The organism is Microbacterium sp. NPDC089186 (assembly GCF_040685115.1).
In the GTDB taxonomy this organism is placed as follows: domain Bacteria; phylum Actinomycetota; class Actinomycetes; order Actinomycetales; family Microbacteriaceae; genus Microbacterium; species Microbacterium galbum.
In genome coordinates this window covers 228,790-247,827 of record NZ_JBFBHJ010000002.1, presented here as the reverse complement: position 1 = coordinate 247,827, position 19,038 = coordinate 228,790, and the positions used below count along the sequence as shown (strand labels likewise).

Genomic DNA, 19,038 nt, shown 5'->3' with positions numbered 1-19,038 from the left:
CTGCGACCCGGCAGGGACACCCCGGTGCGAGGGGCGGTTCGCCGTGGAGCGGCTTACACAGGGTCTTCGGGACCCCCCGGGGATCGGATTGCGGAATGTTGCGCACGGACCCCGAATCGCCGTCCCATTTGAAGGAAAAGCCCAGATCAGAGTTGAGTAAATATTCTTCCGAATATTTTTCGAGCACCGCGTGGGGGTTCGTTCCCGCCGTCCCTAGCTCAACCGCGACGCGCGCGCGTATGCGTGGGACTCTCCAGGCCGGTAGGCAATGATGGATGACATGGTGATCGACGGCTTAGACCTCCCCGACGACGGGACGGGGTCGGTCGACCAGATCGGCGCCCTTCTGATGCGCGTCGCCGCCGGCGACCGTGCCGCATTCGCGGGCGTGTACGACGCTCTCTCCGCGCGGGCCTTCGGTCTGATCCTGCGCGTGCTCGTCGACCGTGCCCAGAGCGAGGAGGTCCTGCAGGAGGTCTTCCTCGAAGTCTGGCAATCCGCTTCACGGTTCACTCCGAACAGAGGTCAAGGAAGATCGTGGGTGCTCACGATCGCGCACCGGCGAGCGGTGGACCGGGTCCGGTCGTCGCAGTCGAGTACGGATCGAGATGTGCGCGCGGGATTCCGCGATATGGACGTCGCTTATGACGATGTCTCCGAGAGAGTAGAACTGAAAATGGAAGGGCGGCGCGTCGTCGATGCATTGGCGGCGCTTCCCGACGCCCAGAAGGAAGCCCTCACGCTCGCCTATTTCGGCGGGTACAGCCAAAGTGAGATCGCGACCCTCGTCGGGGCGCCGCTCGGAACGGTCAAGACCAGAATGCGCGACGGGTTGTCGCGCTTGAGGATGGAAATGGGGGTGGACAAGTGAACGAGAGGGATTTCGCCGACCTCGCCGTCGGACACGCGTTGAACGCGTTGTCAGAGGCAGATGAGCGCGCGTACCAGGAGGCTTTGGCGGGAAATCCGCATTGGGACCACCACGTGCGCGACGCGAGCGACATCGTGACGGCGATCAGCGCCTCCGTCGAGCCCGTCGAGCCCCCGCCCTCCGTCCGCGCATCCCTGTTCGCGCGTATCTCGGAGCTCCCGCAGGACTCGGCCTCACCGGTCGACGAGTCCTCCTCGCGTCTCGATGAGGAGGACTTCGCGGCCGTGGGTGCCGCTCCGGTCGCACCCGAGCGCGAGAGCGTCACCATCGGTCCGTCCGCAGCATCCGGATGGGGACCGCGTCGGTGGTTCACGTTGGCGGCCTCGTTCGCGGCCGTGCTCGTGCTCGGCTTCGGTGCCGTGACCGTCAGCCAGATCTTCGCTCCCCCGGCCGCCGTCGTGGCGCTCCAGCAGATCGAAGACGCCCCCGACGCGCAGTCGGCGACCGCGACGATGCCCGACGGCACCGTGGCGACCGCGCACTGGTCGCCGTCGACGGGGCAGAGCGTTCTGGTCACCGACGGCATGCCGGCCCCCGAGCAGGGGAAGACCTACGAGCTGTGGTTCGTGCGCGGCGAGACGCCGATCGCCGCGGGCACCTTCGAACCGGATGCCGATGGCAAGGCCACGGCGGTCCTGCAGGGCGAGATGCACAGCGGCGATGTCATCGCCGTGACGATCGAGCCGGCGGGTGGGTCGCCCGACGGGACGCCCAGCTCTGCTCCGGTCGTCGCCGTCGCCACGGCGTGACCCCACGGCCGGTGAGCGGGTCGTTCGCGACCCGCCCGCGGCGGGGCACGCTCTAGCCTGGAATGATGAGCGACTCACCCCGCGAATTCCACAAGCCGGTCCGGCGTCCCGCCGAACTCTTCGACCGCCTGTTCTCGGCGGAGGATCCCGCCGAGGTGTCGCGCGTCGCCCACAGCACCGCTCAGGCGCTGCTGTCGCGGGTTCGCGCCGACCCGAGCGTCGACGTGGTGGAACGCCTCGTCGCCTTCACCGATGATCACGGGATCGACGACATCGCCGAACTCTGGTCGCGCTCGCCTGCCCGATCGCTCCCCGGTGCCCTGTGGCGTCTCTACCTCTTGCAGCTGATGATCCACGACGACGCGGCGACGGCGGCGCTGCTGTACGAGCGGGGACGGGTGGAGATGGCCACCGTCGATGCGGTGGTCGCGGGGGCGCCCGCCCCGGCCGGCCCGGAGGAGCTCGTGCAGCTCATCGACACCATCCTCCGCGGGCTTTTCGACGGCGATTTCGCGGTGGCTCTCGACCGCGCCGCCGCTTTCTGCCGCGTCCAGGCGGCCGGCTCGACGCATCTGGCCGACGACTACGAGAACACCGAGTCGGAGCGCGCGACGGCGCTCACCACCCGCGCCCTCCGTCTCGCCACCTATGCCGACGACCTGTCGGCCTCCGCGTCGCTCTGGCGCCGCGACGCCCTCACCTGAGCCGCCCCGCCTCCTTTCCGCGCAACCCCGGCCGCTCTTTCTCGAGTGTCCAGGACGCGCCGCATCCACACGGGGGTCGCGGCGTGTCCCGGACACTCGTCTCAGGATGCCGCGGCGCGTGCTGCTTCGGGCACCGCGCGGCGCAGAGGCCGACATCGGGCCACGCGGCGGCGTCTTCTTCCGTCGAGTGTCCAGGACACGCCGAAGGCACGCGCCGGTCGCGGCGCGTCGTGGACACGCGACCCAGGAGGGCGCAGAGCAGGGACGCATGGGAGAGCGCGGCGGTCGGGAGAGAACGAGGCGGTCGACGGGCGGGAGGACTGCACGCCGCATCGATGATGAACGCCGGAAAAGATAAGTGCCGGACCGCAGAACGCCTCTCGGCGCAAGGCCGCTCAGAGCGGCAGAAGATGGAGCCCGGGGTTACTGCGGCCCGGCTAGAAAAGTGTAACAAGGCGACCCCCGAGACATTCCCTCCGCGACCCCCGTTGACAAGACCCGGGCGTGTCGGGGTCTCCCCGTAGGCTCACGTCATGGTTCTGCGCTTCGCTCTCATGATCGACCCCGTGGCATCCCTCGAGAAGGGCGGCGATCTGCGAAGCACGCTCCGCGTGATCGACCCGTCTGCTCCCGCCCTCGAACTCGGCGACCTGAGCGCGCAGCGCGGTGACGGCGTCTTCGAGTCCATCGGGGTCGTCGACGGGCACCCGCACGAGGTCGGCCCGCACCTCGAACGACTCGCGCACTCGGCATCCCTGTGTGATCTGCCGGCACCCGATCTCGCGCAGTGGCGCGCGGCGATCCAGCGCGTCAGCGCCGAGGCGGGGCCGGGGGAGAGCGTCATCAAGCTCATCCTGAGTCGCGGAATCGAGGGCGGCGCGATGCCGACCGCCTGGGTCACTGTCGCGACGGCCCCCGACAACTCCGCGGCCCGACGCGACGGCGTGCGCGTCGTGACGCTCGATCGCGGGTACCCCCTCGACGTGCCCGCCCGCGCGCCCTGGCTGCTCCTGGGAGCCAAGACGCTCTCGTACGCCGTCAACATGGCCGCGATCCGCGAGGCGAAGCGACGGGGTGCCGACGATGCCGTTTTCGTCACGACCGACGGGTTCCTCCTCGAGGCGCCCACGGCGTCCCTTCTCCTCCGCATCGACGGCCGGTTCGTCACTCCGTCGCCGAGCGCCGGGATCCTGCACGGCACGACGCAGCTGAGCGTGTTCGCGCACCTCGAGCAGCGTGGCTTCGAGACCGGGTACGAGAACGTCCCCGTGGGTGATCTCGAGCGGGCGGATGCCGCCTGGCTGCTGTCGAGCGTGCGCCTCGCGGCTCCCATCTCCGCCGTCGACGGCCGTGCCGTCGCCGTCGACCGGGGACTCACCGACGATCTGAACTCCTTCCTGCTCGGTCGCCGCGACTGATCCGTCCCGTTCGAGAACGACGAAGGCCCCCGCAACAGCGGGGGCCTTCGTTCTCGTGGGGGCGAGTGCTTATCCGAAGCGTCCCGAGACGTAGTCCTCGGTGGCCTGCACGGTGGGTGCCGTGAAGATCGTGGAGGTGTCGTTGTACTCGATGAGCTTTCCGGGCTTGCCGGTACCCGCGATGTTGAAGAAGGCGGTCTTGTCGCTCACGCGAGACGCCTGCTGCATGTTGTGCGTGACGATGACGATCGTGTACTCGTTCTTGAGTTCGGAGATGAGCTCCTCGATCGCGAACGTCGAGATCGGGTCGAGGGCCGAGCAGGGCTCGTCCATCAGCAGGACGTCGGGGGAGACGGCGATCGCGCGGGCGATGCACAGACGCTGCTGCTGACCGCCCGAGAGGCCGCCGCCGGGCTTGTCGAGACGGTCCTTGACCTCGTTCCAGAGGTTGGCGCCCTGCAGCGACTTCTCGACGAGCGCGTCGCCGTCGCTCTTCGACAGGCGCTTGTTGTTCAGGCGCGCGCCGGCGAGGACGTTCTCGCGGATCGACATCGTGGGGAACGGGTTGGGCCGCTGGAACACCATGCCGACGTGACGACGGACGAGGACGGGGTCGACGCCCGGTCCGTAGAGGTCGTCGCCGTCGATCAGCACGCGGCCTTTGACGTGACCACCGGGGATGACTTCGTGCATACGGTTCAGCGTCCGCAGGAACGTGGACTTGCCGCAGCCGGAGGGGCCGATGAAGGCGGTGACGGAGCGGGGCTCGATGTCGATCGAGACGCCCTCGACCGCGAGGAAGTCGCTGTAGTAGACGTTGAGGTCCTGGACCTCGATGCTCTTGGACACGAGAGGTGCCTTTCTGGGCTCAGCGCGCCTTGGGCGCGAACACCGCCGCCACGATACGGGCGATCAGGTTGAAGATGACGACGAGGACGACGAGGAGGAACGCGGCGCCCCAGGCGTTGGCCTGCGACGCGTCGATGTCCTGTCCGGGGAAGCTGTAGGCGGTGTACGCCATGACGGGCAGCGTCTGCATCGGGCCTTCGAACGGGTTGGCGTTGAAGTTGTCGGTGAAGCTCGCCGCGATGAAGATCGGAGCGGTCTCGCCGACGACGCGGGCGACCGCGAGCACGACACCGGTGATGATGCCCGAGGCGGCCGTGCGCAGCACGACCTTGATGATGGTCGCCGACCGCGGCACACCCAGCGCGAGGGAGGCCTCGCGCAGGTCGGCGGGCACCAGACGCAGCATCTCCTCGGTGGAGCGGATCACGATCGGGATCATCAGCACCGACAGGGCGATGGATGCCGAGAACCCGCTGAACGCCTTCGGGCCGACGATCAGGCTGAACAGTGAGAACGCGAACAGACCGGCGACGATGGAGGGGATGCCCGTCATGACGTCGACGAGGAAGGTGATCGCGCGGCGCAGCGGGTTGTTCGGCTGGGCGTACTCGACCAGGTAGACGGCCGCGAGGATGCCGATCGGGACCGAGATGAGGGCGGCGATACCCGTGATGATGAGCGTTCCGGTGATCGCCTGCCAGGCACCCGCGGTCGCCACGACCTCGAGGGTGTCGGGGTTGAATGCCGAGCCGCCGACCTGCGTGATGAACGGCAGGTTCACCACGGCGAGGCCCTTGGACACGACCGTGTAGAGCGTCGAGATGAGGGGCGCCACGGCGAGCAGGAAGGCCGCCGTGACGAGGCCGCGGATGACCCGGTCGACGGCCTTACGGCGGTTCTCGACGATGGCCGAGCCGATGCCGATGGCGATCAGGTACAGCAGCGCGGTGAGGATGAGCCACGCCGCGAGGTTGAAACCGCCGAACAGCAGCTGCAGCACGGCGACGACGATCGCGACGCCCGCGAGCACCATCGGCTCGATGAAGCGGGGCAGCTGGCCGCTGGTGAGGGCCAGCGGCGCGGAGGGAGCCGTGACGGTCATGAGCGCTTGCCCTTCTTGCGACCCTTGGCGCCGGGGCCCGTCGCGCCGATGATGTAGCGGGCGAACATGTTGACCGCCAGCGAGATGACGAACAGCATCAGACCGGTCCCGATGAGCGCCGAGCGCTGCAGGTCGGTCGCGATGGGGAAGTTCAGCGCGATGTTGGCCGCGATGGTCTGCGAGTTGTAACCGTCGGTCAGCAACAGCACCGAGTAGATGAGGCTCGGCGAGATGATCAGCGCGATGGCCATGGTCTCGCCGAGGGCCCGACCGAGTCCGAGCAGAGTGGCCGAGACCATGCCGCTGCGGGCGTAGGGGAACACCGACAGGCGGATCATCTCCCAGCGCGTCGCGCCGAGGGCCAGTGCGGCTTCTTCGTGCAGACGCGGGGTCTGCAGGAAGATCTCGCGGGTGATCGAGGTGACGATCGGGAGGATCATCACCGCGAGCACCACCCCACCGGTGAGCATCGTGGAGCCTGTCGACGACACGGGGCCCTGGAACAGCGGGATCCAGCCGAGGTACTCGTTCAGGAACTCGCCGACGGGCAGGAGCAGCGGGCGCATGACGATGATGCCCCACAGGCCGAACACGATCGAGGGGACCGCGGCGAGCAGGTCGACGACGTATCCCAGGGCGCCGGCGATGCGGCGCGGCGCGTAGTGCGAGATGAACAGCGCGATGCCGATGGCCACGGGGGTGCCGATGATCATGGCGATGAAGGCCGCCCACACGCTGCCGAAGAGCAGCGGGCCGACGTACTCCCAGAAGTTCGACCACTGGCCGTTCTGGTAGCCGGCGAGGTCGCCCTCGCTCCAGTTGGCCGTGATCGCGGGGAGACCGCGCAGAATGAGGAAGATCGCGACACCCGCGAGGATGATCATGATCGACACCGCGGCGGTGGTCGACAGACCCAGGAAGACGGAGTCGCCGACCCGGCGCTTGCCCACGATGCTCGTGCGGGCCGGGGTCGACGTGGTCGGATCGGTCGGTGCGGACGGGGCGGTCTCGGTGTCGGAGACGGTGTCAGTCACGGGGGACCTCACGCTCGGCACGGGTCATGGGTGCTCCTCGGTCGGGTGTTCTCTGAGGATTCGGCTCAGCGGAGCGTTCGACCCGGGTCGAACGTTCCGATCAGCCCGGCCCGACCCGCACGAAAGGTGCGGGCCGGGCCGAAACCGAAGAGATGTTTACTTGATGGCGGCGAGCGTCTCGGCCGCGGCCTCGAGCACCGAGTCGGGCAGCGGCGCCGAGCCGGCGTTCTTCGCGGCGACCTGCTGGCCGAGCGAGCTGGTGACGAAGCCGAGGTACGACTTCACGAGCTCGGCCTGCTTGGCGTCCTTGAAGGTGGTGCAGGTGATCGCGTACGACACGAGCGGGATCGGGTAGGTCTCGGCCGTGAGCTTCGAGTAGTCGAACTTCTTCGCCAGGTCGCCCGTGACACCGGTGGAGGCGTCGACGGCCGCGGCCTCGAACGTCGCGGTGACGGCTTCGGCGCTGTAGGCGACGGCGGTGCCGTCCTGGACGATCGACGCGGCGTTGAGGTCGCCGATGGCCGAGTGGTCGGCGTAGCCGATCGTGCCCGAGCCGGCCTTGACGGCCTCGACGACGCCCGAGCCGCCCTTCTGCTTCGAGACGTTGCCCTCGATCGGCCAGTCCTTCCCGGCGGGCGAGGTCCACACCGACGACTGGGTCGCGGCGAGGTAGTTCGTGAAGTTCTGGGTCGTGCCCGAGCCGTCCGAGCGTGCGACGGTGGTGATGGCGCCGGCGGGGAGCGCGGTGCCGTTGTCCTTCGTGATGGCCGGGTCGGACCAGTCGGTGATCTGCAGAGCGAAGATCTTCGCGATGGTCTCGCCCGAGAGCTTCAGGTCGGTGACACCGGGGATGTTGAAGATGATCGCGACACCGTCGAGGTAGACGGGGATGTTGACGCCGCCCTCGGTGCACAGGGCCTCGGACTGGGTGGTCTGGTCGGCGTTGAGGGGGGCGTCGGAGCCGGCGAAGTCGTACGCGCCGCTCAGGAAGTTGGTGACGCCACCGCCGGAGCCCTGCGACTTGTCGTAGTTGATCGTGACGCCCTTGGCCTGCGCGTTGTAGGCGCTGGTCCACGCGGCCTGCGCGTTGGACTGGGCGCTGGAGCCGCCCGCGGTGATCGTGCCCGAGAGGTTCGGGTCGATGCTGAACGCCACGTCGGACGACGTGGGGGATGCCGAGGAGCCCGCGGCGTCGCCGGAGCCCGAGGTGCCGGCGCAGCCGGCGAGAGTCAGGGAGGCCACGGCGGCCACGGTGCCCAGCTGGGCGAGTCGGGAGAGCTTCACGATGTGAATCCTTCGCATGTTTGGGGACGGAACCCGGTGCAGGGTTCGTCGGGAACGGTAAACAGCGACTCTTAAGAGTGTGCGTTGCATGGGTGAACGGAAGGTGAACCGGGGTGGCCCGTCCGGGGTGTTCGCCTGGGCCTTGTACTGTTCAGCCCCGTGACGACCTCTGCCTTCGCCGCCCAGGGCCCGCTCGATCGAACGGCTTCCGCCGCCCCCGCGCGCACGCTCATCGATCTGCTGTCGGCGGTGGCCGCCCGGCATCCGGAAGCATCGGCGATCGACGACGGTTCGGGCGCCCTCAGCTACCGCGAGCTGCTGGCGCGCGTCTGGCGGACGGCCGCGGCCCTGCACGATGCCGGCGTACGCCGCGGTGACCGGGTGGGGGTGCGGATGCCGTCGGGGTCGAAGGAGCTCTACGTCTCGATCCTCGCGGTGATGGCTGCGGGGGCGGCCTATGTTCCCGTCGATGCCGACGACCCCGACGAGAGAGCGCGGCTGGTGTTCGGGGAGGCGGGCGTGCGCGGGATCGTCGCGGGCGACGGGGAGTTCGTCTCGGGCGACGGTACGGGCGACCTCGTGCGGTTGTACGAGGGAGAGGCGCCCCACCCGAGTACGAGCGCCGTGCCGATCGTGGCGCCGCCCTCCGTCGACGACGACGCCTGGATCATCTTCACCTCGGGGTCGACGGGGGTGCCGAAGGGAGTCGCCGTCTCGCACCGATCCGCGGCGGCGTTCGTCGAAGCCGAGGGACGCATCTTCGTGCAGGACGAGCCGCTCGGCCCGGGAGACCGCGTGCTGGCCGGTCTGTCCGTCGCCTTCGACGCCTCGTGCGAGGAGATGTGGCTCGCCTGGGGGCATGGCGCGTGCCTCGTCCCCGCCCCTCGCTCTCTCGTGCGGTCCGGGGAGGACCTGGCGCCGTGGCTGCTGCGTCAGGGCATCACGGTCGTGTCCACCGTGCCCACCCTCGCCGCGATGTGGCCCGCGGACTCCATCGAGAACGTGCGCCTGCTGATCTTCGGTGGCGAGGCCTGTCCGCCCGAGCTCGCCGCCCGCCTCGTCGCCGAGGGGCGCGAGGTGTGGAACACCTACGGCCCGACCGAGGCCACCGTCGTGGCCTGCGCCGCACCGCTGGACGGCTCGCTTCCCGTGCGCATCGGCCTGCCGCTCGACGGGTGGGCGCTCGCCGTGGTCGACGGCGAGGGTCGGCCGGTGGCCGAGGGAGAGGTCGGCGAGCTGATCATCGGGGGTGTGGGGCTCGCGCGCTATCTCGATCCGGCCAAGGATGCCGAGAAATACGCGCCGATGCCGACACTCGGCTGGGAGCGGGCGTACCGCTCGGGCGATCTCGTGCGCTTCGATACGGAGGGGCTGGTGTTCCAGGGTCGCGCCGACGATCAGGTGAAGGTCGGGGGCCGCCGCATCGAGCTGGGCGAGGTCGAGTCGGCCCTCCAGGACCTGCCGCAGGTGAGCGCGGCGACCGTCGCCGTGCGCACGACCGAAGCCGGCGTACCGGTGCTCGTGGGATACCTCGTGATGGAGGAGGGTCGTGAGCTCGACCGGCACGCGGCCCGCGCGCTGCTGGCCGAGCGTCTGCCGGCGGCGACCATCCCGCTTCTGGGTGTCGTCGAGTCGCTGCCCGTGCGCACCTCGGGGAAGGTCGATCGCGCGGCGCTGCCGTGGCCGTTGCCCGGGGTGGAAACCCCCGCCGCCACCGACTTCTCGGCCGACGAGTCCTGGCTCGCCGAGCAGTGGCAGGCGGTGCTGGGAATGCCGGTCACCGATCGCAAGGCCGACTTCTTCGACCTCGGGGGCGGGTCCCTCGCCGCGGCGCAGCTCGTCTCGCGCATCCGCGCCCGTGTGCCGGAGTTCTCGGTGGCCGACATCTACGACGTGCCGCGGCTGGGTGCGATGGCCAAGGCGCTCGGACCGCGGTTGGCCGATGAGACGCCGGCATCCTTCCACCGGGCCGCCCCGACGCCGCGCACGACGCAATGGGTGCAGACGGTGCTGGGCGCTCCGCTGTTCATCCTCTCCGGCATCCGATGGCTCCTGTACCTGCTCACCGCGTCCGCGATCCTGCGGCTCCTGCCCGGATTCGACGTGCTGCCGAGCGTCCCGTGGCCCGTGCTGGTGATCGGCCTGCTCGTGTTCGCGACGCCCTTCGGGCGCATGGCGATCGCCGTGGCATCCGCTCGTCTCCTGCTCGCGGGGGTCCGCGCGGGTGACTATCCGCGCGGAGGCTGGGTGCACATCCGACTCTGGCTCGCCGAGCAGATCTCCGATCAGGTGGATGCGGTCGGCCTGGCGGGGGCGCCGTGGGTGTCGTACTACGCGCGCGCGCTCGGCGCGCGGATCGGGCGCGACGTCGATCTGCACGCGCTGCCGCCGGTGACGGGGCTGCTCGTCGTCGGCGACGGTGCGTCGATCGAACCGGAGGTGGATCTCACCGGGTACTGGATCGACGGCGACCTCGTGCGCATCGGCGAGGTGCGCATCGGCGCAGAGGCGACGGTGGGGGCGCGCTCCACCCTCGCGCCGGGAACGCGCATCGGGCGACGCGCCGAGATCGCGCCGGGTTCGGCCGTCTTCGGCCGCGTGAAGGCCGACCAGTCCTGGGCCGGTTCCCCCGCCGTCCGCGTCGGCGGCACCGCCAAGGACTGGCCGACGGAGCGCCCGGCCACACCGACGCGGTGGCTCTGGGCTTACGCCGGTTCGGCGGTGTTGCTCGCCCTCCTACCGTTGTCCGCCTTCACCGTCGGCGGGCTCGTGCTCGCGCACGGGGTGCGCGGATCCGCGACCCTCGGCGCCGCCGCGGGAGCGGCCTTCGCGTGGCTCGTGCCCGCCGTCGCGGTGACCGGCCTCGTGTTCGCGGCATCCGTGGTGCTGCTCGTGCGGCTGCTCTCGGTCGGTCTCGTCGAGGGGACGCATCCCGTGCGCAGCCGCGTCGCGTGGCAGGCCTGGACGATCGAGCGCCTCCTGGATGCCGCGCGCACGATCCTCTTCCCGCTGTACTCGTCGCTGTTCACCCCCGTCTGGCTGCGGATGCTGGGCGCGCGCGTCGGTCGCGACGTCGAGGCGTCCACGGTTCTGCTCATCCCGTCGATGACCCGCATCGAGGACGGTGCGTTCCTCGCCGACGACACCATGGTCGCCTCCTACGAACTGCACGCCGGGTGGCTGCGACTCGGGCCCGTGCGCATCGGGAAGCGCGCATTCCTGGGCAACTCGGGGATGGCGGCTCCGGGCCACCGCGTGCCGCGCGACGGGCTCGTGGCCGTGCTGTCGGCCGCGCCGCGCAAAGCGAAGGCCGGGTCGTCGTGGCTCGGTTCGCCCGCGGTGCGCCTGCGACGGTTGTCCGCGGAGGGCGACGAGTCGCGCACGTACCGGCCGACGGCGCGGCTCCGGCTGGCCCGCACGCTGTGGGAGCTGTGCCGTTTCGTTCCGGTGGTCGTGACGTGCGGCATCGGCCTCGGCGTGATCTTCGCGCTCGCCGCGCTGTGGGAGGGCCTCGGCCCCGTGTGGACGCTGCTGCTGTCGGGGGTCGTGATGCTTGCGGCCGGTGCGGTGGCGGCCGGGATGTCGACCGCGGCGAAGTGGGCCATCGTCGGCGTCATCCGGGCCGGGGAGCAGCCGTTGTGGTCGAGCTTCGTCTGGCGCACCGAGGTGTCGGACACCTTCACCGAGATGGTCGCCGCACCCTGGTTCGCCCGCGCGGCGGCCGGGACGCCGGCCCTTGCGGTCTGGTTGCGCAGCCTGGGCGCGCGCATCGGCCGGGGCGTGTGGTGCGACAGCTATTGGCTGCCGGAGCCCGATCTCGTGACGCTCGGCGACGCGTCGACGGTCAATCGGGGCTGCGTGGTGCAGACGCACCTTTTCCATGATCGAATCATGAGCATGGACACCGTCGAGCTCGAGCCCGGGGCGACCCTCGGGCCTCACAGCGTGGTGCTGCCCGCCTCGACCCTGGGCGCGCACGCGACCGTCGGTCCGGCCTCGCTGGTCATGCGCGGGGAGACCGTCCCCGTCGGCTCGCGGTGGAGCGGCAATCCCATCGGCCCCTGGCGCGCGGTGAAGGTGCGCGCCTACCAGTCGACGACGTGAGCGGCGCCGATTCCTACGCCCCGCAGAGCGGAGACAGGTCGTACGACGTCGAGTCGTACGACCTGTCTCTGACCTATCGCGTCCGCACCAACCGCCTCGACGGGGTGGCGACGATCGTGGGCATCGCCCGGGAATCCCTGTCGTCGTTCGCCCTCGACCTCGTCGGCCTGCGGACCGGACGCGTCCGGATGGACGGCGCCCCCGCGCGTTTCGCCGCGGGACCGCGCGTGCTGCGCGTCAGCCCCGGCCGCACGATCGCGCCGGGGGAGCGCTTCGCGGTGGAGGTGACATACGGTGGTGCCCCCGCCCCTCGACGCTCGCGGTGGGGCACGGTGGGCTGGGAGGAGCTGACCGACGGCGCCCTGGTCGCGGGGCAGCCGATCGGTGCCCCCACGTGGTTCCCGTGCAACGACCGCCCCGATGCCCGGGCGCGCATGCGGATGGAGATCACCATCGACGACGGCTACGCGGTCGCGGCCACCGGGGTGGCGGGAGCGACCGCCCGCCGCGGCGGACGGGTGACGACGACTTTCACCTCCGACGTGCCCACGGCGACCTATCTCGCGGCGGTCCACGTCGGTCGGTACCGGACGCGTCCGCTCGTCGGCAGCGGCGACGGCGTCATCCCGCCCGTGTCGGTCACGGCTCCGCCCGCGTTGACGTCGGCCGCGGATCGGGCATTCGCGACGGTGCCCGACATGCTGCGGCTGTTCGACCGGCTGTTCGGCCCCTATCCCCAGGAGGCGTGCAGCCTCGTCGTGACGGCCGACGAGCTGGAGATCCCGCTCGAGGCGCAGGGGCTCGCCGTTTTCGGCATGAACCACCTCGTCCCCGCTGCGCAGCGGCTCGTCGCCCACGAACTCGCCCACCAGTGGTTCGGCAACAGCGTCGGACTCGCGCGCTGGAGCGACATCTGGCTGAACGAGGGCTTCGCCTGCTACGCGGAGTGGCTGTGGTCGGAGGAGTCCGGCGGCACCGACGTCGAGACCTGCGTCGCCGAGAACTACGCGGGTCTGGTGGCGAAGCCCCGCGACCTGCTGCTGGTCGACCCCGGTCCCGACGACATGTTCGACGACCGCGTCTACAAACGTGGCGCGATCGCCCTGCACGCGGTTCGGCGCGAGGTCGGTGACGCCGCGTTCTTCGACCTGCTGCGCGCGTGGACGGCCGAGCATCGTCACCGCCTCGTGACGACCGACGACTTCCGCCGCGCCGTGGAGGCTGCCGGGGGAGGGGATGCCGCGACGGTGCTGTCGCGATGGATCGACCACCGGGCTCTTCCCCCTCGTCCCTGAGCGGGTCGCGCGCCGCGCCCTCTCGGGCGATCACGTCGTGGGGCTCGATAGCGCGATCGCCTCAGGACAGGGAGATCGCCGCGACGAGTCCATCGGGGGCGTCGAGGTCCCAGCCGCGCCAGACGACGGACGACGTCGCGCCGTCGAGAGCGCCGGGCCGGATGGTCGCGGTCCAGGCGGTGCCGTCCGAGCGGACCTCGACCCGCGCCGGGTCGACCGCGAGTCCTCGGCCGTCCGCCTTGAGCACCGCCTCGACGCGGGCCCAATCGATGGCCTGCGCCGTCGCGTCCGGTCGCACCCGCTCCAACCCGCGCACCTCACGGGGAGCAGCGTCCACACCGAGCCGCGTGCGCTCGCGGATCATCGCGACGACCGCCCATCCCGGTGCGTACGACACCGAGACCGTGGCATCCGCCCCCTCCACGTGCACGCGACCGTGGTCGCCCGCGCAGGCCGGGCACCGCGAGGCAAAGCGCGCCTCGGGCAGGAGCCGGCCGAGGAGGCGCCTCGACACCGCGCGACGGGCGACGCCCGCGGGGACCTCGCCCCAGGCGACGGTGAGCCCGGCGGGGAGCGTCACACCTGCGGCTCGTGCGTCTCGATCGCCACGATCCCCGCGCCCGGGTGCTCCACCGGCACGTGCACGACCGAGAACGCGGCCGGCTCGAGCGCCGAGGCGCTGCCCAGGTACGACCCGCTCATCGTGCCGGTGGCCAGCGCGAGCTCGTGCAGGATGTCGGGGAGCACCGGGCCGTGGCTGGTGAGCACGACGGGTTTGCGTGACCGCACCCGCTGGCCGATGACCGACCGCGCGTCGGCGCGTCCCTCCTCCCACGCGTCCTGGCTGATCGACGCGGAGAACTGCACGCGTTGGCCGATGGCCTGCGCGATGGGCGTCGCGGTGCGGACGCACCGCTCGGCGGGGCTCGAGATGACCCTCCGCACGCCGAACGCGAGCAGCGGTCCCACGATCGCCTGCGACTGCCGCCGACCGCGAGGGGTGAGCGGACGCGCGTCGTCGGCGCCGTCCCAGTCGTCGCGCGAGCGCGCCTTGGCGTGTCGGAGGACGACGATGGGGAAGGTCGGCAGAGCACGCTCGTCGACCAAGCGCTGGAACTCGTCGAGGATCTCGACATCGACGGGATAGCTGAGGCTCTTCCGTGCCTTCTTCAGGCTCATCCACTCGATCGCCGCGACCTCCTTGTTCGGCACGAAGCTGGAGGTGCGCACGGCCGCGTCGGTCGCCTCGGCCGCCCAGTAGTGCACGATCTTCGTCCGGCCGTTCGGCATCCGATAACGCGACACCCCCACGGGCACGCCGAGGGCCACGCGGATGCCGGTCTCCTCCCGGATCTCGCGCACGGCGGTCTCGGCGAGGGTCTCGCCGGGGTCGACCTTGCCCTTGGGCAGCGTCAGGTCGCGGTACTTGGTGCGGTGGATGAGGAGAACACGGAGCTTCCCCTCGACCACCCGCCACACGACACCGCCCGCGGCGTAGACGGCCGTCTCCGTCACCGGGCCGTCCGGGCGCGTCGTTTGCGCTGCACGAGCGCCATGGTGTGCTCCTGCAGGTCGATCAGCGGGGCGCCCTCGGCGTCGACGCTGTGACGCGTCCACTCGCCTTCCGACCCCAGGTGCCACGAGCTGGTGCCGTCGTCCATGGCCAGATCGAACAGGGTCGTCAGCTCGCGCAGCTGGTTCTCGTCGATCACGCGCACGAGAGCCTCGACGCGGCGGTCGAGGTTGCGGTGCATCATGTCGGCGCTGCCGATGAAGATCTGCGGATCCCCGTCGTTCGCGAACGAGAAGATGCGCGAGTGCTCGAGGTAACGGCCGAGGATCGAGCGCACCGTGATGTTCTCGCTCATCCCCGGGACGCCGGGCCGGATCGAGCAGATGCCGCGCACCCACACCTCGACCGGGACGCCGGCCTGGCTGGCCCGGTACAGGGCGTCGATGATCTGCTCGTCGACCATCGAGTTGACCTTGATGCGCACGCCCGACGATTTGCCGGCGAGGGCGTTCTGCCGCTCCTTCTCGATGTGGCGCAGCAGGCCCTTGCGCAGGTGCAGGGGCGCGACGAGCAGCCGCTTGAACTTCTTCTCGATCGCGTAGCCGCTCAGCTCGTTGAACAGGCGGGTGAGATCACGCCCGACCTGGTCGTCGACCGTGAACAGACCGAAGTCCTCGTAGATGCGGCTCGTCTTGGGGTTGTAGTTGCCGGTGCCGACGTGGCTGTAGTGGCGCAGACGCCCCTCTTCCTCGCGGATGACGAGGGCGAGCTTGCAGTGGGTCTTCAGGCCCACGAGTCCGTAGACGACGTGCACGCCGGCCTTCTCGAGCTTGCGGGCCCAGACGATGTTGTTCGCCTCGTCGAAGCGCGCCTTCACCTCCACCAGCGCGAGCACCTGCTTGCCGGCCTCCGCGGCGTCGATGAGCGCCTGCACGATCGGGCTGTCGCCCGAGGTGCGGTACAGCGTCTGCTTGATGGCGAGCACGTGCGGGTCGCGCGCGGCCTGCTCGAGGAAGGCCTGCACGCTGGTCGCGAACGACTCGTAGGGGTGGTGCACGAGCACGTCGCCCTTGCGGATCGCCCCGAAGAGGTCGGCGCGCCCGTTCTGCTCCGGCGGCTGGAAGGCCAGGGCGGTCTTGGGAACGTGCGGGGGGTAGTGCAGGTCGGGGCGGTCGATCCGCGAGAGATCGAACAGGCCGCGCAGATCGAGCGACCCGGGCAGGCGGTAGACCTCCTGCTCGGTGATGTCGAGTTCGCTCAGCAGCAGCGCCCGGGTCACGTCATCCATGTCCTCGGTGATCTCGAGACGGATGGGCGGGCCGAAGCGGCGGCGCAGCAACTCGGCCTCGAGGGCCTGGATGAGGTTCTCGGTCTCGTCCTCCTCGATCGTCATGTCCTCGTTGCGGGTGAGGCGGAACGCATGGTGGTCGAGCACCTCCATTCCCGGGAAGAGGTCGCCGAGATGGTTCGAGATGAGCTCCTCGAGGGGCAGGTAGCGCACCCCCGGGCCGTCGCCGGCGACCTCGACGAACCTCGGCAGCATCGGCGGCACCTTGAGACGGGCGAACTCCTGGCGCCCGGTGCGGGCGTTGCGGATGCGGATGGCGAGGTTGAGCGAGAGCCCCGAGATGTAGGGGAACGGATGCGCCGGGTCGACCGCGAGGGGCATGAGCACCGGGAACACGTTGCGCTGGAAGTACTCGGTCAGGCGCGCGGCGGTGTCGTCGTCGAGCGAGTCCCAGGTCACGACCTCGATACCGGCCTCGGCGAGGGCGGGGCGCACCTTCTCGGTCCATGCGGCGGCGTGACGCAGCTGCAGGCGGTGAGCCTCGGCGGAGATGTCGGCAAGGACGTCGAGCGGGGCGCGACCGACGTTGGTGGGGACGGCGAGCCCCGTGACGATGCGGCGCTTGAGACCCGCGACGCGCACCATGAAGAACTCGTCGAGGTTGCTGGCGAAGATGGCCAGGAAGTTCGCGCGCTCCAGGACCGGGACGGTCGGGTCCTCGGCGAGCTCGAGCACACGCTGGTTGAACGCGAGCCAACTCACCTCGCGGTCGAGGTACCGGTGGTCGGGGAGCTGGTCGTCCTCGGCTTCGACCGCCTCGTCGAAGTCGTCGTCGTCGGCGTCGCCGAGTCCGGCATCCAGCGCGTCGTGTTCCATCATCCCCACATCATTGCAGGGGTCGGTGACACGGGAGTGAACGGGCGGTTCCGCGCGTCTCAGGCCGGGGCGGATGCCGTGGCGGGCGCGTCGTCCTCATAGACGTTGAAGCGGTAGCCGACGTTGCGCACGGTGCCGATGAGCTGCTCGAGATCGCCGAGCTTGGCGCGCAGGCGTCGCACGTGCACGTCGACCGTGCGGGTGCCGCCGAAATAGTCGTAGCCCCACACCTCGCTGAGCAGTTGCTCGCGCGTGAAGACGCGGGAGGGGTGCGTGGCGAAGAAGTGCAGGAGCTGGAACTCCTTGTAGGTGAGGTCGAGCGGCTTGCCGTGCACCTTCGCCGAGTACGACGACTCGTCGATCGTGATGCCGGAGGTCTGGATGCGCGTGGAGACCTGGTCGACGGTGCGGCGCCCCATGGCGAGGCGGATGCGCGCGTCAATCTCTGCCGGGCCGGCACCCACGAGCACGACGTCGTCGATGCCCCAGTCGGTCGAGACGGCCGTGAGCCCGCCCTCCGTGACGATGAGGACCAGCGGGGCCTCGACGCCGGTGGTCGACATGATCTTGCACAGCGACTTCGCGCCGACAAGGTCGAAGCGGGCGTCGATGAAGATGACGTCGGCGCTGGGGGCGTTGATCAGCTGCGCTGCCTCGGCGGGGATCTGGCGCACGCGGTGGCTCAGCAATTCGAGCGCGGGCAGCGCCGCACCGCCGCCGGGGGCGGAGCTGAGAACGAGAAGCTGAGCCAAGTGGACCTCCCCGCGCGGCCTGCCGCGCACCCGATCATCTTAGGGTGACGCGCCGCGGCGCACCGTCACCGGCGCTTCGCGTGCGCCGACGACGCCTCCTGGGCGATGATGGGGGGCATGTCCACTCCCGACCTCGCTCCGCGGCGCACCTTCGGCGGGATCGTCGCCATCTGGGTGCTGGCCGCTCTGGCCGGCGTGGCGATCGGGCTGTTCGTCCCGGCGGAATGGCGCGCCCAGTGGATCAGCGTCGCGCTGGGCGGCTGCATCATCGCCGCCTTCGCCGTGCAGCTCTGGTACGGCCGGTCGCAGGCGTTCATCCAGCGGATGGCGCTCAGCAGCCTCGGCGCACTCGTCGTCCTCGGCGTCATCACGGCCGGTTTCGCGCTGGCCGAGCTCGCCGCCCTCTAAGATCGACGTATGGACCTCCTCGCGCTCGAACTGTTCTTCGTGGGACTTCTCGGCCTCGCCTCGCTGGCGATCGCCTTCGTGTCGGGAACGGTCATCTGGAACCTCTATCGCGGCCAGCGCTGAGCGCTCTCGTGATCGAGATCCCGACAGACCTCCCGGCCGACCTCGTCCCCCTGTCGTGGCTCGTCGGCGTCTGGGAGGGCACCGGCGTCATCGACTACGAGGCCGGCGGTCGCACCTTCTCCGGTGAGTTCGCGCATCGCGTGAGCTTCAGCCACGACGGAGGCGCCTTCCTCAACTACTCGGCCGACGCCTGGCTGCTCGACGGAAACGAACGTCGCCCCCTCGTCTCCGAGATCGGGTACTGGCGTCTGGCGCGCCCCGCTTCCGACGCCGATGCGGGCCCTGCGCTGCTGCCGGCGACCGCCGCAGCTGCCGAGCGCTCCGCCGACGACGTGGAAGCCCTGCGCAACGCCGACGGCGGCTTCGACATCGAGGTCAGCCTGGCGCACGCCGACGGCGTGCTCGAGCTCTACGTCGGGCAGGTGAAGGGCCCGCGGATCGACCTCGCGACCGACGCGGTCGTGCGCACCGCCGGCGCCAAGCCCTACACGGCCGCCACGCGCCTCTACGGTCTCGTCGACAACCACCTGCTCTGGGCGTGGGACATCGCCGCCCTCGGGCGCGAGCTCGGATCGCACGCCTCGGCCCGTCTCGCGCGGGCGGAGTGA

General features: G+C 70.2%; 16 protein-coding genes. 8 read left to right on the top strand and 8 right to left on the bottom strand.

Translation table 11 applies throughout. The features are described 5' to 3' along the window. The first annotated feature begins 268 nt into the window (after positions 1–268). The 4 genes from sigK to AB0N82_RS07385 all read left to right on the top strand — a co-directional run bounded on the left by sigK (position 269) and on the right by AB0N82_RS07385 (position 3,802). Positions 269–871 (top strand): ECF RNA polymerase sigma factor SigK, encoded by a 603-nt coding sequence (sigK, locus tag AB0N82_RS07400; protein WP_363389910.1) that lies wholly within the window; start codon positions 269–271, stop codon positions 869–871. Further along, positions 868–1,680 (top strand): anti-sigma factor, encoded by an 813-nt coding sequence (locus AB0N82_RS07395; RefSeq protein ID WP_315994813.1) that lies wholly within the window; start codon positions 868–870, stop codon positions 1,678–1,680. Before sigK ends, AB0N82_RS07395 begins: the two co-directional genes overlap by 4 nt. Before the next feature lie 65 nt (positions 1,681–1,745). After that, positions 1,746–2,384: a DNA-directed RNA polymerase subunit beta gene (locus AB0N82_RS07390; protein ID WP_315994812.1), complete on the top strand. Its 639-nt coding sequence runs from the start codon at positions 1,746–1,748 to the stop codon at positions 2,382–2,384. A gap of 533 nt (positions 2,385–2,917) precedes the next feature. Continuing rightward, positions 2,918–3,802: an aminodeoxychorismate lyase gene (locus tag AB0N82_RS07385; RefSeq protein WP_363389906.1), complete on the top strand. Its 885-nt coding sequence runs from the start codon at positions 2,918–2,920 to the stop codon at positions 3,800–3,802. 69 nt (positions 3,803–3,871) lie between these two features. On the opposite strand, the gene pstB is transcribed toward AB0N82_RS07385, so the two are convergent. From pstB to AB0N82_RS07365, 4 genes are all read right to left on the bottom strand, one after another. Further along, a complete protein-coding gene (gene pstB / locus AB0N82_RS07380) occupies positions 3,872–4,651 on the bottom strand; it encodes a phosphate ABC transporter ATP-binding protein PstB (protein WP_264631205.1) in 780 nt (259 codons plus the stop codon). 19 nt (positions 4,652–4,670) lie between these two features. Then, positions 4,671–5,753 (bottom strand): phosphate ABC transporter permease PstA, encoded by a 1,083-nt coding sequence (gene pstA / locus AB0N82_RS07375; protein ID WP_363389901.1) that lies wholly within the window; start codon positions 5,751–5,753, stop codon positions 4,671–4,673. Further along, entirely contained in the window at positions 5,750–6,706 is a 957-nt protein-coding gene (gene pstC, locus AB0N82_RS07370) for a phosphate ABC transporter permease subunit PstC (protein ID WP_315995265.1), read from the bottom strand. Before pstC ends, pstA begins: the two co-directional genes overlap by 4 nt. Before the next feature lie 237 nt (positions 6,707–6,943). Further along, positions 6,944–8,071: a phosphate ABC transporter substrate-binding protein PstS gene (locus tag AB0N82_RS07365; RefSeq protein ID WP_315994809.1), complete on the bottom strand. Its 1,128-nt coding sequence runs from the start codon at positions 8,069–8,071 to the stop codon at positions 6,944–6,946. 159 nt (positions 8,072–8,230) lie between these two features. Here AB0N82_RS07365 and AB0N82_RS07360 point away from each other — a divergent pair, with 159 nt between their 5' ends. Then, positions 8,231–12,175 (top strand): Pls/PosA family non-ribosomal peptide synthetase, encoded by a 3,945-nt coding sequence (locus AB0N82_RS07360; RefSeq protein ID WP_363389897.1) that lies wholly within the window; start codon positions 8,231–8,233, stop codon positions 12,173–12,175. After that, a complete protein-coding gene (locus AB0N82_RS07355; RefSeq protein ID WP_363389894.1) occupies positions 12,172–13,470 on the top strand; it encodes a M1 family metallopeptidase in 1,299 nt (432 codons plus the stop codon). The genes AB0N82_RS07360 and AB0N82_RS07355 overlap by 4 nt, the downstream gene beginning before the upstream one ends. Positions 13,471–13,531: 61 nt before the next feature. Here AB0N82_RS07355 and AB0N82_RS07350 read toward each other — a convergent pair whose 3' ends face one another. The 4 genes from AB0N82_RS07350 to AB0N82_RS07335 are packed head-to-tail and all read right to left on the bottom strand — an operon-like array spanning position 13,532 to position 17,899. Then, on the bottom strand, positions 13,532–14,050 hold the full coding sequence (locus AB0N82_RS07350) for a hypothetical protein (RefSeq protein ID WP_363389891.1): 519 nt from the start codon (positions 14,048–14,050) through the stop codon (positions 13,532–13,534). Next, a complete protein-coding gene (locus tag AB0N82_RS07345) occupies positions 14,047–14,985 on the bottom strand; it encodes an NUDIX hydrolase (protein WP_315994805.1) in 939 nt (312 codons plus the stop codon). Before AB0N82_RS07345 ends, AB0N82_RS07350 begins: the two co-directional genes overlap by 4 nt. Next, complete coding sequence (locus tag AB0N82_RS07340; RefSeq protein ID WP_363389888.1) at positions 14,982–17,150, bottom strand: RNA degradosome polyphosphate kinase; 2,169 nt, start codon at positions 17,148–17,150, stop codon at positions 14,982–14,984. Before AB0N82_RS07340 ends, AB0N82_RS07345 begins: the two co-directional genes overlap by 4 nt. Before the next feature lie 56 nt (positions 17,151–17,206). After that, positions 17,207–17,899 (bottom strand): response regulator transcription factor, encoded by a 693-nt coding sequence (locus AB0N82_RS07335; RefSeq protein WP_315994803.1) that lies wholly within the window; start codon positions 17,897–17,899, stop codon positions 17,207–17,209. Positions 17,900–18,016: 117 nt separating this feature from the next. Between AB0N82_RS07335 and AB0N82_RS07330 the strand changes: the two genes are divergently transcribed. Beyond that, the gene (locus tag AB0N82_RS07330; RefSeq protein ID WP_315994802.1) at positions 18,017–18,307 is read left to right on the top strand and encodes a hypothetical protein; all 291 of its coding nucleotides are present in this window, start codon (positions 18,017–18,019) and stop codon (positions 18,305–18,307) included. A 131-nt stretch (positions 18,308–18,438) separates the two neighbouring features. Then, on the top strand, positions 18,439–19,038 hold the full coding sequence (locus AB0N82_RS07325) for an FABP family protein (protein ID WP_315994801.1): 600 nt from the start codon (positions 18,439–18,441) through the stop codon (positions 19,036–19,038).

Bases quoted from the DNA above. Each gene is read 5' to 3' on its own strand.
- sigK (WP_363389910.1), top strand. From the start codon at position 269: ATGATGGATGACATGGTGATCGACGGCTTAGACCTCCCCGACGACGGG.
- AB0N82_RS07390 (WP_315994812.1), top strand. From the start codon at position 1,746: ATGAGCGACTCACCCCGCGAATTCCACAAGCCGGTCCGGCGTCCCGCC.
- AB0N82_RS07385 (WP_363389906.1), top strand. From the start codon at position 2,918: ATGGTTCTGCGCTTCGCTCTCATGATCGACCCCGTGGCATCCCTCGAG.
- pstA (WP_363389901.1), bottom strand. From the start codon at position 5,753: ATGACCGTCACGGCTCCCTCCGCGCCGCTGGCCCTCACCAGCGGCCAG.
- AB0N82_RS07330 (WP_315994802.1), top strand. From the start codon at position 18,017: ATGTCCACTCCCGACCTCGCTCCGCGGCGCACCTTCGGCGGGATCGTC.
- AB0N82_RS07340 (WP_363389888.1), bottom strand. From the start codon at position 17,150: ATGATGGAACACGACGCGCTGGATGCCGGACTCGGCGACGCCGACGAC.